General features: G+C 55.2%; 13 protein-coding genes and 1 other annotated feature. Of the genes, 12 read left to right on the top strand and 1 reads right to left on the bottom strand.

Annotated elements, in window-relative coordinates:
• Nucleotides 1-52: 52 nt before the first annotated feature.
• The 5 genes from tsaE (at nucleotide 53) to BLR64_RS27720 (ending at nucleotide 5,417) form a co-directional block, all read left to right on the top strand.
• Nucleotides 53-541 (top strand): tRNA (adenosine(37)-N6)-threonylcarbamoyltransferase complex ATPase subunit type 1 TsaE, encoded by a 489-nt coding sequence (gene tsaE / locus BLR64_RS27740; protein WP_244157867.1) that lies wholly within the window; start codon nucleotides 53-55, stop codon nucleotides 539-541.
• Nucleotides 541-1,371 carry a tRNA (adenosine(37)-N6)-threonylcarbamoyltransferase complex dimerization subunit type 1 TsaB gene (gene tsaB / locus BLR64_RS27735; RefSeq protein ID WP_090719722.1) on the top strand — a complete coding sequence of 277 codons (831 nt, stop codon included), beginning with the start codon at nucleotides 541-543 and terminating at the stop codon, nucleotides 1,369-1,371. The genes tsaE and tsaB overlap by 1 nt, the downstream gene beginning before the upstream one ends.
• Nucleotides 1,372-1,379: 8 nt before the next feature.
• Entirely contained in the window at nucleotides 1,380-1,892 is a 513-nt protein-coding gene (gene rimI / locus BLR64_RS27730; protein WP_090719720.1) for a ribosomal protein S18-alanine N-acetyltransferase, read from the top strand.
• Entirely contained in the window at nucleotides 1,889-2,938 is a 1,050-nt protein-coding gene (gene tsaD / locus BLR64_RS27725) for a tRNA (adenosine(37)-N6)-threonylcarbamoyltransferase complex transferase subunit TsaD (protein WP_090719686.1), read from the top strand. Before rimI ends, tsaD begins: the two co-directional genes overlap by 4 nt.
• Nucleotides 2,939-3,370: 432 nt before the next feature.
• Nucleotides 3,371-3,663, top strand: a binding site (T-box leader).
• Nucleotides 3,664-3,860: 197 nt separating this feature from the next.
• Nucleotides 3,861-5,417, top strand: coding sequence for a 2-isopropylmalate synthase (locus BLR64_RS27720; protein ID WP_090719684.1), 1,557 nt, complete (start codon nucleotides 3,861-3,863; stop codon nucleotides 5,415-5,417).
• A 520-nt stretch (nucleotides 5,418-5,937) separates the two neighbouring features.
• Here BLR64_RS27720 and BLR64_RS27715 read toward each other — a convergent pair.
• Nucleotides 5,938-7,893 (bottom strand): ABC-F family ATP-binding cassette domain-containing protein, encoded by a 1,956-nt coding sequence (locus BLR64_RS27715; protein ID WP_090719682.1) that lies wholly within the window; start codon nucleotides 7,891-7,893, stop codon nucleotides 5,938-5,940.
• Between the two features lie 229 nt (nucleotides 7,894-8,122).
• On the opposite strand from BLR64_RS27715, the gene BLR64_RS27710 reads away from it, so the two are divergent.
• From BLR64_RS27710 to groL, 7 genes are all read left to right on the top strand, one after another.
• Nucleotides 8,123-8,764, top strand: a complete 642-nt coding sequence (locus BLR64_RS27710; protein WP_090719680.1) for a 5-formyltetrahydrofolate cyclo-ligase — start codon at nucleotides 8,123-8,125, stop codon at nucleotides 8,762-8,764.
• The gene (moaC, locus tag BLR64_RS27705; protein WP_090719678.1) at nucleotides 8,754-9,227 is read left to right on the top strand and encodes a cyclic pyranopterin monophosphate synthase MoaC; all 474 of its coding nucleotides are present in this window, start codon (nucleotides 8,754-8,756) and stop codon (nucleotides 9,225-9,227) included. Before BLR64_RS27710 ends, moaC begins: the two co-directional genes overlap by 11 nt.
• Before the next feature lie 77 nt (nucleotides 9,228-9,304).
• Entirely contained in the window at nucleotides 9,305-9,790 is a 486-nt protein-coding gene (locus BLR64_RS27700) for a MogA/MoaB family molybdenum cofactor biosynthesis protein (protein ID WP_039870183.1), read from the top strand.
• A 126-nt stretch (nucleotides 9,791-9,916) separates the two neighbouring features.
• On the top strand, nucleotides 9,917-10,156 hold the full coding sequence (tatA, locus tag BLR64_RS27695; protein WP_090719718.1) for a twin-arginine translocase TatA/TatE family subunit: 240 nt from the start codon (nucleotides 9,917-9,919) through the stop codon (nucleotides 10,154-10,156).
• Nucleotides 10,157-10,315: 159 nt separating this feature from the next.
• Nucleotides 10,316-11,077 (top strand): twin-arginine translocase subunit TatC, encoded by a 762-nt coding sequence (gene tatC / locus BLR64_RS27690; RefSeq protein WP_090719676.1) that lies wholly within the window; start codon nucleotides 10,316-10,318, stop codon nucleotides 11,075-11,077.
• 336 nt (nucleotides 11,078-11,413) lie between these two features.
• Nucleotides 11,414-11,695 carry a co-chaperone GroES gene (groES, locus tag BLR64_RS27685; protein ID WP_068720745.1) on the top strand — a complete coding sequence of 94 codons (282 nt, stop codon included), beginning with the start codon at nucleotides 11,414-11,416 and terminating at the stop codon, nucleotides 11,693-11,695.
• Nucleotides 11,696-11,898: 203 nt separating this feature from the next.
• Nucleotides 11,899-13,530 (top strand): chaperonin GroEL, encoded by a 1,632-nt coding sequence (groL, locus tag BLR64_RS27680; protein ID WP_090719674.1) that lies wholly within the window; start codon nucleotides 11,899-11,901, stop codon nucleotides 13,528-13,530.
• Nucleotides 13,531-13,922: the final 392 nt, after the last annotated feature.

Genomic DNA, 13,922 nt, shown 5'->3' with positions numbered 1-13,922 from the left:
GCTATGTCGGTTCATGTCTTTAAAAGGATTCTATATAAGGTGGAGTTGCAGCTTGGACAATAATGTTGAAACGGTATTTACATACCGTTCACACAGCCTTCAGGATACGGAGCTGCTTGCAGCTGCGATAGCCGGTGCGGCATCGGCAGGCATGGTGATTGGCCTCGATGGTGACCTGGGTGCCGGCAAGACGGCATTTTCGCAGGCTTTTGCGCGCCATCTGGGTGTAGAGGGGATTGTGAACAGTCCTACATTTACTATTATCAAAGAATACAACGGACGCCTGCCGCTGTACCATATGGATGTGTACCGGATCTCCCCGCAGGAAGCGGACGAGCTGGGGCTCGATGAATATTTCTACGGGCAGGGAGTCTGCCTGGTGGAATGGAGCAGTATCATTACAGATTTGATGCCGCAGCGGCATCTGCATCTATACATGGAAACGGCCGGACCGGAGGAACGCCTGATTACGGTGAAGGCAGCCGGTGAGCCATACGGCGGACTGTGCCGCGAGCTGATCCAGAAGTGGGGTAACGAATGATGATGAACGAAAATAACGGGCCGCGCAAGCGGCTTTTGGCGCTGGATACTTCGACGGCCATTCTGGGCGTAGCTGTTACGGAGGAAGGCAGGGTGCTGCATGAGATTAATGCATCCGGGGAGCGGAACCATTCGGTGCATCTGCTCCCGATAATCGAGCAGGCGATGCAGGCCAGCGGTACCGATGCGTCCATGCTAAAAGGGATTGCCGTCGGCGTCGGCCCGGGTTCTTACACCGGAACGCGCATTGCGGTATCTGCGGCCAAGACACTGGCCTGGGCCTGGAAGGTGCCGGTTGCCGGCGTTTCCAGCCTGCATGCGCTGGCCTGGGGCGGTTATGCTGCCGCGCTGGTTAAGCAGGCGGAAGGCCCGGCTGCTGAAGCGGGACAAGGCGGATATGGACCCGACTGGATCATCCCGCTGATCGATGCCCGCCGCGGACAGGCCTACACCGGGCTGTTTGCAGCTGCTGGCCAGGCTGCTCCGCAGCGGCTTGAACCGGATGCCATCCGGCTGATGGCTGACTGGGTAACGCATCTTGCGGGGCGGCTGAAGCAGGCGGAGTCAGAGGGCAGCAAGCCGCGCATCCTGTGGTTCGTAGGTGAAACCGCTCAGCATGCAAGCCATGCCACCCTTGAGCCGCTGCTTGGCGGGCCTGAAATACAGCCGGTGCCGTACGAGCTGGAAGGGCGCTGGGCAGGCTTTCTTGGCGAAGCGGGACTGCTGGCGGGCAGTGATGATGTTCACGGGTTAATCCCGAACTATACCCAGCTTTCCGAAGCGGAAGCCAATCTGCGCCGGAGCAGTGAAGGGAGCAGAAGCCAAGTATGACGGAGCCTATGATAGTGGGAGATCAGGGAAGCGAGCTTGTTTTTGGCCTGATGAAGCTTGAGGATATTCCGGAAATTCTCGTAATCGAGCGGGAAGCCTTCACTATGCCGTGGACAGAGGAAGCGTTCCGCAATGAGCTGACGCATAATCATTTCGCCAAGTATATGGTGATGGAGCTGCAGGGGCGCATTATCGGATATGCCGGAATGTGGGCGATTGTTGATGAGGCGCATGTAACAAACATTGCGCTCCTGGAGGCTTACCGGGGGCGTAAATGGGGCGAGCGGCTCCTGGACGAGCTGATGAAAACAGCAGGCTTCCTGGGCATGAAATCAATAACACTTGAGGTCAGGGTCTCGAATGAGGTGGCCCAGAACCTGTACCGCAAAAAAGGCTTCCGTCCGGCCGGAACCCGCAAAGGGTATTATTCGGACAACCGCGAGGATGCGCTCATCATGTGGGCGGATCTGCCGGCTTACGGGGAGCAGGGTATGATGGAAGGAAGAGTGGATCTGAAATGAATACAGAAACGGGTGCAGCTGCGCCTGTACTAATATTGGCTATCGAGACGAGCTGTGATGAAACCTCGGTAGCTGTTGTCAAGGACGGCTGCGAGGTGCTGGCGAACATCATCTCCAGCCAGATCGAAACCCACCGCGCTTTTGGCGGTGTAGTGCCGGAGGTTGCGTCACGCAAGCATGTGGAGGTCATTACCCTGGTGATTGAGGAGGCAATGACAGCTGCCGGTGTACAGCCGGAGGAGCTTACGGCTATTGCAGTTACGCAGGGACCCGGCCTGGTCGGTGCGCTGCTGGTCGGTGTCGTCGCTGCCAAGAGTCTGGCGCTGGCTTGGGGCAAGCCGCTGATCGGCACCCATCATATCGCCGGGCATATTTATGCCAATCGGCTGGTCAAGGAGCTGCAGTATCCGTGTATGACGCTGGTTGTATCCGGCGGGCACACGGAGCTGGTGAATATGGAGCGTGAAGGGGAGTTCCGGATCATCGGGCGTACCCGTGACGACGCGGTGGGTGAAGCTTACGACAAGGTCGCGCGCGCCCTGGGCTTCCCGTATCCGGGCGGCCCGCATGTCGACCGGCTTGCTCATGAAGCGGAAGAGGCAGTAGCCCTGCCGCGGGTCTGGCTGGAGCCGGATTCATACGATTTCAGCTTCAGCGGCCTGAAATCGGCCGTGCTGAATGTGGTCAACCAGAGTAAGATGAAGGGGCTGACTCCGGATGTGGCCGGTATTGCCCGGGGCTTCCAGGAGTCCGTGGTGGAGGTTCTGGTAGAGAAGGCTGTGCGTGCGGTCAAAGCCAATCAGGCTAAGCAGTTGCTGCTGTGCGGCGGGGTTGCCGCTAACAAAGGGCTGCGTGAAGCACTGGTGTCACGCTGTGAGAAAGAGGGCATCGAGCTGATTATTCCACCGGCGGTATACTGCACGGATAATGCGGCGATGATCGGGGCGGCAGCCTATGTGAAATGGCGGCATGACGGCAGCACGCCGCTCGATATGGTTGCCGATCCCGGATTGTCGCTGGAGCAGTGGTCTGTTTCTGCCTATTGACATTCCTCAAACGGGAAGAGTATAATCAACCCAATTCAAATAACCAAACGCGATGAAGAGAAGCAGTAAGGTAAATCCGGGTTAAGAGAACTGCGGGTAGGTGCGACGCAGCCGAAGGAGACCTGAACTCGTCTTGGAGCGGAGCGGTGGAAGCGGGATGTTTTTCTGGAGGAGATTCCGGAAGAACATTGAACGGCATGCTAGTGTGCCGGGCCTTTCGTACACCGTCTACGGCTAACCTCCGTGAAAGGGTGGTCAGCGATAGCAGGATGATTGAAGTCATCCGGATGCTTTTGCCTGATTAATTGAGTGGATATTCTCCGGATGGCCTGATACGGTTAAACCGGAATATCAACAAGAGTGGTACCGCGAAGGTGAACAGCCTGTCGTCTCTTGAATGAGACGGCAGGCTTTTTTGTATGCTTATAAGAATTAAATGCGATGAACGGGAGCAGTAGATGATGAGGGTGTGCAGAGAGCTGCGGGTTGGTGCGACGCAGTCACCTGAGAAGCATTGAATCTCGCCCGTGAGCGGAGCGGCGGAAGCGAAATATGTACGCCGCAACGGAAGTCCCCGTTACCGGACACTCATACCTGCCTGACCATGCTTGCATGGACCAGAGCGGGTCTGGGGTGAGCTGGACGCAGCTTGCGGTTTACCTTGAAGGTAAGCCGGATGCGTCAAGAAGAGTGGTACCGCGGAGGGGGAACCCGCCGTCTCTTTATGGAGATGGCGGGTTTTTTGTCTTATTAGAAAGTTGTGTTGTGCTGCAGGTGACCGGGCAATGGCCCGGCTAACTGCAATTGGATCGGGTGCTGCCGGCAGCAGTGGGCGGGAATAGAAGCAGGGTGCAAGTCGACGTGTGCCCTGCATAAGTGGAAGAACAGCTTATTTTAAACTTACATTTCAGGAGGGTTCATGATGATTATCCCGGTAAAAAAACGTATTCAGATTTTTGACACGACGCTGCGTGACGGCGAACAGGCACCGGGGGCCAGCCTGACCCCTGAGCAGAAGATTGTTCTGGCCCACAAGCTTGCCGGGCTGGGAGTAGATGTGCTGGAACCGGGCTTTCCGGTCTCAAGCCCGGGGGATTTCGCCGCTGTGGAGACCATTTCACGGAAGGTGCAGGGTGTAGAGATCTGCGGCTTCGCCCGCGCGGTCCGCGGGGATATCGATGCGGCTGTCCGGGCAACCCGGGATGCGGCGCGGCGGCGGATTCACCTGTTCATCTCCTCCTCCGATATTCATCTGCGCCATCAGCTGCGCAAGAGCCGGCCGGAGGTTGTTGCCGCCGCCCGTGAAATGACGGCCTATGCCCGCCAGTTCTGCGATGTGGTGGAATTCACAGCGATGGATGCGGCCCGGACGGGAATCGATGACCTGATTGAAATGGTTGAGGCCGTTATTGAGGAGGGGGCCAGCATCATTAATCTGCCGGATACAGTCGGCTATGCCTTGCCGCACGAATACGGAGAGATGTTCCGGCGGGTGCGCCTGGGAGCCAGGGGCGGACAGAACGTAAGCTACAGCGCCCATTGTCATAATGATCTGGGGCTTGCCGTTGCGAACAGCCTGGCCGCCATTGAAGGCGGGGCAACGCAAATCGAGGTTACGGTGAACGGTGTCGGTGAGAGAACCGGAAACTGTGCTCTGGAGGAGCTGGTCATGGCGCTGGAGACAAGAGGGGATGTGCTTGGCGCGGAGACGGGAATCGTGCTGGATAAGCTGTATGATACCTCTAGGCTGATCAGCGGGGCGATGCATTTCCCGATTGCCTTCAACAAGCCGGTCGTCGGGCGCAATGCCTTCCAGCATGAATCAGGCATCCATCAGGATGGCCTGCTGAAGGACCGCAGCACCTATGAGATTATGGACCCCGAACGGCTGGGCATTCCGCGCAGCATGATTATTCTCGGCAAACACTCAGGCCGTCATGCGCTGAAGGACCGCGCCGCCAAGTACGGCGTTGCCCTTGACGCGGCAGAGCTGGATGCGCTCTATGAATCCTTCAAGGAGAAGGCAGACCGCCAGAAAGCGGTCAGCGATGACGAGCTGCTGCGCATGGTCAGCAGTGCAACCGGACAGCAGGCACAGTTCTATGAGCTCGGCGATGTCCAGGTACTCGCCGGCAGTGCGCCGCGCCGGGTGGCAGCAGTGACCGTGCGTAATCTGCAGAGCGGTGCGGAGGAAGCCTACACCAGCACAGGCAGTGGCCCCCTTGAAGCAGTCATAGCAGCGATCAGTCTGGGGATTGCTGAAAGCATCGGATTTGCCGGTCTTGAGCTGCACTCGCTGGGAAGCGGAGAGCAGGCCCAGGCTGAAGCAGCGGTCATGGTGGAATGGAACGGCGCCAAATTCAGAGGCACGGCCATTCATCAGGATATCGTAATGGCGGCGGGAATAGCCTATGTGGCAGCCTGCAATGCGGCGCTGCTCTCCGCCCGCGCGGAAACCGGCCAGGAGACGGCCGTGTAACCTGCAGTGCAGACGGCTTTGGACAGTTTGCGGGTTCAGACGACAAGGGGCCGGCGTCTGCCAGGCTGCTGGCCGGGAACGGGAATAATCGCCGAAGCGGAGGCAGAGCGCGGGCAGAAGCAGCTTTGCAGACAATTAAGGTGTTTGATGGCGGCCGATTATGTTGTCTAAAAAGGTAGAATTTTAGCGAATGCAGGATTTGTCAAGCTGTGGACAACGTTATCCACATATTCCGCTCTGATTGTGTAAAAACCGTGTAAAATCAGCATTAACGCCTGTTTTATGCACCCCCGGATTGGGGAGTTTTCCAATGTGAGGTTTGTGTGGAAACTGTGGATAATGTGGATAATTCGGTGGATAAAAAGTACTTGACAGGTGAAATGCTGATTTAATGCATAAAAAAAGCCCCCAAGGGGCTTTTTTTATTAGAGGTTATACACGAAAACTGTGGACAGACATGTGGATAAGTAATTATGAACAAATCGGGAACATCTAAAAAAATTTATTTAACCTGTTTACATTATTCGTCAGCCAGCTGCTCCCATTCGTCGAACCGTCCGCTAAGCTGCTCCTTCTTCTCCTTCAGGTCGCTTTCATGCTGCTGGAGTGCCATATAATCCTGGTATACCTCCGGCTTCGTCATTTCATTCTCAATGACGGCAATCTCCTCTTCCAGCCGGGCAATGGCTTCTTCCAGCTCGGAAATCCGCCGCAGACGGTTACGCTCCTCCCGTTTGGCCGCTTTATCTGCTTCAAAGGAGGAGGCGCTGCCCTTGTCGGCAGACGCAGCTTCCGCATCGGCAATCCGTGCGGCTTTGGCCGCAAGCAGTCCGGCTTCCTCGAGGGCAATGGCTTCCAGCTCTTTTTTCTTCTCGATGTAGTCGTCATAGTTGCCGAGATACTGGTCAATGCCGCCGGGATGCAGCTCCAGGACACGCTCAGCCATTTTGTTCAGGAAATAACGGTCATGGGATATGAACAACAGGGTGCCTTCAAAATCAATCAAGGCTGCCTCCAGCACCTCGCGGCTGACCAGATCGAGATGGTTGGTAGGCTCATCGAGAATAAGCATATTTGCGCCGCGCAGCATCAGCTTGGAGAGCGCCACCCGGGCTTTCTCCCCGCCGCTCAGCGCGGCTATTTTCTTGAGGACATCCTCGCCGCTGAACAGGAAGTTGCCAAGAATGGTGCGGATGCGCGCCTCCTCGAGCATCGGATATTCGCTCCAGAGCTCTTCCAGCACGGTATTGCGCGGGTTGAGGCGTGTCTGCTCCTGATCGTAGTAGGCAATTTTGACCTTGGCTCCCCAGTTGACGGTTCCGGCGGACGGCTGGCGGGTGCCGGTCAGGCACTGCAGCAGCGTCGATTTGCCGATCCCGTTTGGCCCGATGAGCGCTGCCGTCTCCCCGCGCCGCAGCTCAAAGGAGGCATTGCGGAACAGCGGCAAAGATGCTTCGCTGAAGGATACGGCAACGTCCCGCACCTGCAGCACTTCCTTGCCGGACATGAAATCAGGCTCGAAGGAGAAGCTGGCTTTTTTGAGATCGCCAAGCGGCTTGTCAATCCGCTCCATCTTCTCCAGTGCCTTGCGCCGGCTCTGGGCACGCTTGGTAGTAGAGGCACGCACGATGTTGCGCTGCACGAAATCCTCCATCCGGGAGATTTCCTCCTGCTGCTTCTCATACTGCTTCATGCGGATTTCATACTCCGCTGCCTTCAGTTCCATATAGCGACTGTAATTGCCCGTATAACGGCGGGACTGATGGCGTTCTATTTCAACAATGGTTGTAACCAGCCGGTCGAGGAAATACCGGTCATGGGAAACGACCAGAATGCCGCCGGCATAGCCGCGCAGGTAATCCTCCAGCCAGGTCAGCGTCTCAATGTCCAGATGGTTCGTAGGCTCATCCAGCATGAGCAGGTCTGGAGCCTGCAGCAGAATACGGGCGAGTGCCAGCCGTGTCTTCTGTCCGCCGCTGAGTGTGGAGATAGGCGTATCCGGCGCAAAATCCCCAAAACCCATACCGTGCAAAACGCTGCGGATCCGGGTGTTCATTTCATAGCCGCCATGGTCCTTGAACCAGTCCGAGCGCTTGGAGTAACGCTCCAGCAGATCCTCATAACGCTTGGAATCATCGGCCAGCTTCGGGTCAGCGATGTCCGCTTCCATCTGCCGGAGCTCTGCTTCCGCTTCAATTAAGGGAGCAAACACAGCCAGCATCTCCTCCTGGATGGTTTTGTCCGACTGCAGGCCGCTGTTCTGGGCCAGGTAGCCTACTGTTGTCTCTTTGGATTTATGAATCTGCCCGCTGTCATAGGACATCTCGCCTGCAAGAATCTGCAGAAAGGTGGATTTGCCGGCGCCGTTGACGCCAACCAGTCCGACCCGTTCCTTCTCGTTCACCTGCAGGCTGATGCCGTCCAGCACGCTTTGAATACCATATGATTTCGAAATTCCTGTCGCTTGAAGAAGCATACTGATTGAACCCTCCGCCCTTGCATATTCGCCCGGGCGCTCTGGCCCGGCTATATATCTTGCTTATACTACAGTCTACATGAAAAGCTTCTGCCGCGCGAGGGGGACGGTATTCGGGTTTCGTCTAACAGGGGGAATGATACAACCTTGGCGAACCGGGGAGAAGAGTGGTAAACTGAGTTTACAAACGATGATAAGCTAGGCAAAAACAAACGGGAGGCGGCTGCACATGACAGGCCAAAGTGCCCTGCCCGCTGACAGGAAGCGGGAGCTGCGTGCAGCGGCTGCCGCCGCCCGCGGCAAGCTGCCTGCAGACCAGAGAAATGCACTGTCTTCTCTGGTCTGCAGGCATGCGGCGGAAAAGCTGGCAGGGGAAGAAGTAAAGACGCTGCTTGCGTATGTCCCTTTCCGTTCGGAGCTGGATACGCGCCCGCTGATTGCCGGCGCCTGGGCAGAGGGCTGTACGGTGTTGCTGCCACGTGTGATACAAGCCACAGGAATGATGAGCCTGCATCCGGTACACTCATGGGAGGAGCTTGTACCGGGAGCTTTTGGCATACTGGAGCCGGCCGCTGATTCTGCTGACAGGCTGGAGCGCCTCCCCAGGCCGGATGTGATCTTCGTCCCGGGGCTGGCTTTTGACCGGCGGGGCGGAAGGCTGGGCTACGGACGCGGATATTACGACCGTCTGCGGGCCACCCTGGATACTGAAGCTGCCCTGCAAGGGAAAGATCCATTATGGATTGGTCTGGCTTTCGGCCGGCAGGTGGTTGAGGAAGTGCCCATGGACGACCATGATGCTTATATGGACTTGTTGATTACGGAAGACGGCGTCATAGATTGCCGGAGGGAGAGACAGCATGGAATTTAGTCATTTTAACGAGCAGGGACGGGCGCGTATGGTGGATGTCAGCGACAAGGAGATCACCAAGCGCTCAGCGGCTGCAAGAAGCAAGGTAACAATGGATCCCGGGACGCTTGAGGCCATCAAGTCAGGAAGCGTCGGCAAAGGAGATGTTCTGGCAGTTGCACAGGTAGCCGGCATTATGGCTGCGAAGCAGACCTCGGACTGGATTCCGATGTGCCATCCCCTCTCTCTGACCGGTGTTGACATCCGCTTCTCGGACAACAGCAAAGATGAACTTTATATAGAAGCAACCGTGAAGACGACCGGAAAGACCGGAGTGGAGATGGAGGCGCTGACGGCCGTCTCGGCGGCGGCTCTGACCGTCTATGACATGTGCAAGGCGCTGCAGAAGGATATGGTCATCGGACCTACGATGCTCGTTTCCAAGAGCGGCGGGAAGAACGGGAATTACGGGCTGGAAGCTTAGTTACTGCAAGAGAGAAGTGCGGCAAGGCTGCACATTGCGGCCTTCCTTACATAGAACATAAGAGGGAGGAACAACCTATGGCGTGGAAAACAGCAATCCTGACGGCAAGCGATAAAGGATCCAGGGGCGAACGGGAAGATACCAGCGCCCAGGTTATCCGCGAGCTGGTGGAAGAGGAGCTGGGCGGTGAGATTATCGAGGTCAGAATTGTACCGGATGAGCAGGATGAGATTATTGCTGCGCTGATCGAGCTTACCGATTATTTCAAGGCGGATCTTGTGCTTACTACCGGCGGAACCGAGCTGGCGATCCGCGACGTTACGCCGGAAGCTACCCGGCGGGTCATTGAGCGTGAGGTGCCCGGAATGTCGGAGGCGATGAGAAGCACAGTGATGCAGAAGAACCGTGCGGTTATGCTATTCCGCGGTATTTGCGGAATCCGCGGACGGACGCTGATTGTCAATCTGCCGGGAACGCCCAAGGGAGTGCATGAGAACCTGGCGGCGATCATGGATCAGCTGCCGGAGGCGCTGCTTATGGTAACCGGACAATACCGCCAGTAGCAGACGGATTCCCCCGTCCTGTCCATCAGCGCTAAAGCTGTTGGATGTGTGACAAAAGTTATGGTATTATTAAGCTGCTGCTTAATCTATCATGAACGGACAAAGGGCGAGGAGGAAAAGCGAATGCTGAATGGTATTGGTGCTCCCGGAATTATTCTACTGGTGATCCTGGCGCTGCTGCTTTTTGGTCCGAATAAGCTTCCAGAGCTTGGCCGGGCGGTCGGACGTACCTTCCGTGAGTTCAAGGACGGGGCACGTGAAATTATCAATGAGCCGGAACCGGCTCGGCGCAGTGAAACTCCTGCTCCGCCGGCCCCGCAGACATTAGCTGCAGACCTTCCGCAGGACCGGAAGCTGCCGGAATAACAGGTGTAACTACGCGGGGGCGTTTCTCTCAGTCTGCTTCAGACCGGGCGGCGTCCCTTTTTTTGTGAATAGGAGAGCTTAAGAGGCTCTGAACCTGCAGCCATACGCAGGCTATTCTTTAGCGGGGAATTTTACATACGGATCTGGGTGGTGTCAGTCATGTCTCTGGAATCGGAAGAAATGTCGGTGGTTGATCATCTCACTGAGCTGCGCAGACGGATTATATATGTGCTGATTGTGTTCACAGCCGGGCTGATCGGCGGATTATTTGTGGCAAGGCCCGTTTATCTGTATCTGATTGATGCCGAACAGGCCCAGAGCTTTGTGCTGCATGCTTTTTCCTTTTGGGACGGGATCGGAATGTATATGAAGATTGCCATGGCCGTCTCGCTGGCTGTCTCGCTGCCGTTCATTGTCTACCAGCTGTGGGCGTTCATCAGTCCGGGGCTGCGGCCGGAGGAGCGGAGTGCGGCGCTGCGGTATGTTCCTTACGTGGCTGTTTTGTTCATACTGGGCTTATTATTTGCCTACTACATTGTTTTTCCGATGGCGTTGTCGTTTACAATCACAATTACCCGCAGCATGGGGCTGGAGGAGACTTATGGGATTACCGAGTACTTCAGCTTTATGTTCAGCCTCTGCATTCCGCTGGCGCTGCTGTTTGAGCTGCCGCTGATCGTCATGTTTCTGACCAAGCTGCGGGTGCTTAATCCGCTGCGCCTGCGCCGGATGCGGCGTTATGCTTATTTCGCGCTTGTCTTTATTGCCGTGGTCATCACACCTCCGGATTTCATCTCGGATTTCCTGGTCACGATTCCGCTGCTTATCCTGTATGAGTTCAGCGTGTTTCTTTCGGCGCTGGTCTACCGCAGACAGCTTGCAGAGGATGCTGCGCGGGAGGCGCGTTATGTGAAGCAGTAGGGATATTGACAGCCTGCTGCCTGGTTTTGGGGCCGTGGAGGCATATTTTGCCTCCCGGTGGATAGAATGTATGTGAGTGTGCGCAAGGACAACCCCTTCAGCCATATTTTTCCGCATTCAGGATCTGATTTTACGTAAAAGGACTTGAAATCCGTCTTCAAGTTGAGTATCATAAAAATTGTTGTTAGCACTAAAGAAGGTTGAGTGCTAACGCTGCCGGATCATACGGAAACGGCAGGCAGCAGCTGTGCCGAACCGGTATTGTCCCGGGCAGATTCTTGTATTTCAATTTTGTTTTCAAGCTAAACCACATAACTTCAAAGGAGGCTATTTTTCATGATCAGACCATTAGGTGAACGCGTATTGGTAGAAGCAAGCGAGCAGCAGGAAACCACTTCTTTCGGTATCGTGCTTCCGGACTCTTCCAAAGAGAAACCGCAGGAAGGCAAAATTATCGCAGTAGGTAGCGGAGCTCTGAAAGACGGAGTGCGTGTACCGCTGGAGGTTAAAGAAGGCGACCGCGTGATCTTCTCGAAATATGCCGGAACCGAAATCAAATACGAAGGCAAAGAATATTTGATTATGAAAGAAAGCGACATTCACGCGATTCTTGACTAAGAAGATCCTTTATAAGGATAGCGGTAAATATACTTAAGCTTCAACGCACGTAACACAAACCAGGTATATGCTTCCGAAGCTAGTTTGTTCGAAGTATATTCCCAGAAGTAACGCTCACAAACCAGGTATATGCTTTCGAAGCCAGTTTGTTCGAAGGATATTCCCAGAAGTAACGCTCACAAACTTTCAGGAGGTTAACACTAATGGCAAAAGAAATTAAATTCAGTGAAGACGCCCGCCGCTCGATGCTCCGCGGGGTTGATGCTCTGGCTAACGCAGTAAAAGTTACACTGGGTCCTAAAGGCCGTAACGTAGTCCTTGAGAAAAAATTCGGAAGCCCGCTTATCACTAACGACGGTGTTACCATCGCCAAAGAAATCGAACTGGAAGATGCTTTCGAGAACATGGGCGCACAGCTCGTTAAAGAAGTAGCTACCAAGACTAACGATGTAGCCGGTGACGGTACTACAACTGCAACGGTTCTGGCTCAGGCTATGATCCGTGAAGGTCTGAAGAACGTAACTGCAGGCGCTAACCCGATGGTTATCCGCAAAGGGATCGACAAAGCGGTTAAAGCGGCTGTTGCTGAACTTCAGAACATCGCTAAGCCAATCGAAGATTCCCAGGCTATCGCTCAAGTAGCAGCTATCTCCGCTGCTGACGACGAAGTGGGCCAGCTGATTGCTGAAGCTATGGAAAAAGTGGGCAAAGACGGCGTTATCACCGTTGAAGAATCCCGCGGTTTCCTGACTGAGCTTGAAGTGGTAGAAGGTATGCAGTTTGACCGCGGCTACATTTCCCCGTACATGATTACTGATACGGACAAAATGGAAGCTGTTCTGGACAACCCGTACATCCTGATCACTGACAAGAAGATCAGCAGCACACAGGAAATCCTGCCGCTGCTTGAGAAGATTGTACAGCAGGCCCGTCCGCTTGTAATCATCGCTGAAGATATCGAAGGCGAAGCACAGGCTATGCTGATCGTGAACAAACTGCGCGGAACCTTCAACGCTGTTGCTGTTAAGGCTCCTGGCTTCGGCGACCGCCGTGAAGCTATGCTGCAGGATATCGCTGCCCTGACAGGCGGCCAAGTGATCACTGAGAAGCTCGGTCTTGACCTGAAGAGCACTTCCATCGATCAGCTGGGTAACGCACGCCAAGTGCGCGTAACCAAAGAAAACACTACAATCGTAGACGGCAGCGGCGACAAAGCGGACATCAATGCCCGCGTAAGCCAGATCCGTGCCCAACTGGAAGAAACCACTTCCGAGTTCGACAAAGAGAAGCTGCAGGAGCGTCTGGCTAAACTGGCTGGCGGCGTAGCCGTAGTCAAAGTCGGCGCAGCAACTGAAACCGAACTGAAAGAGCGTAAGCTGCGCATCGAAGACGCCCTGAATGCAACCCGCGCTGCGGTTGAAGAAGGTATCGTATCCGGTGGTGGTACAGCTCTGATTAACGTATACAACGCTGTAGCTGCTGTTGAAGCTGCTGGCGACGAAAAAACCGGTGTAAACATCGTATTGCGCTCCCTGGAAGAGCCAATCCGTACAATCGCTGCAAATGCCGGCGAAGAAGGTTCCGTTATTGTTGACCGCCTGAAGAAGGAAGCTGTAGGCGTAGGTTACAACGCAGCTACCGGCGAATGGGTGAACATGTTTGAAGCCGGAATCGTTGACCCTGCGAAGGTAACACGCTCCGCGCTGCAGAACGCTGCATCCGTAGCGGCTATGTTCCTGACCACCGAAGCTGTCATCGCTGACAAGCCAGAGCCTGAAAAAGGCGGCGGCATGCCAGACATGGGCGGCATGGGCGGAATGGGCGGCATGATGTAATAAGATTTACCGTAAACCTTGAGAGGCCTGTTTACAGGCTTCTCAAGGTTTTTTTTGTTTGGGGCGTGCCCAGAGGCACGCATTATCTAGTTGGTGCAAGTCCAACCAAGAGAGGGGCCAAGCCACTCTTGTAGCTAGGATGCTTGCGCATGGCGAAATCTGTGTGTAAAAGCGCATCGACAAAAGTACCGGTCAGAGACCGGGCGAGCAACAACCCAGGCCGCAACATCAAGTGAATCCTGCCGCGTCGTCAAAAAGGCCCTGCAAAGGGGAAAAGAGGGAGCCGAGTCTCGCTAAACTGGACGAAGGCCATGGAAGCTGTAAAGAACTTGGTACAACAGCGAAGAACCCTCCGGCGTAGAGGGAACGGCATGGTTTGAAAGATAATGCAG

Origin of the sequence: Paenibacillus typhae, from assembly GCF_900099765.1 — a bacterium.
Taxonomy (GTDB): Bacteria; Bacillota; Bacilli; order Paenibacillales; family Paenibacillaceae; genus Paenibacillus_AQ; species Paenibacillus_AQ typhae.
The sequence above is the reverse complement of the archived record's forward strand: the minus strand, read 5'-3'. Positions and strand labels throughout refer to the sequence as shown.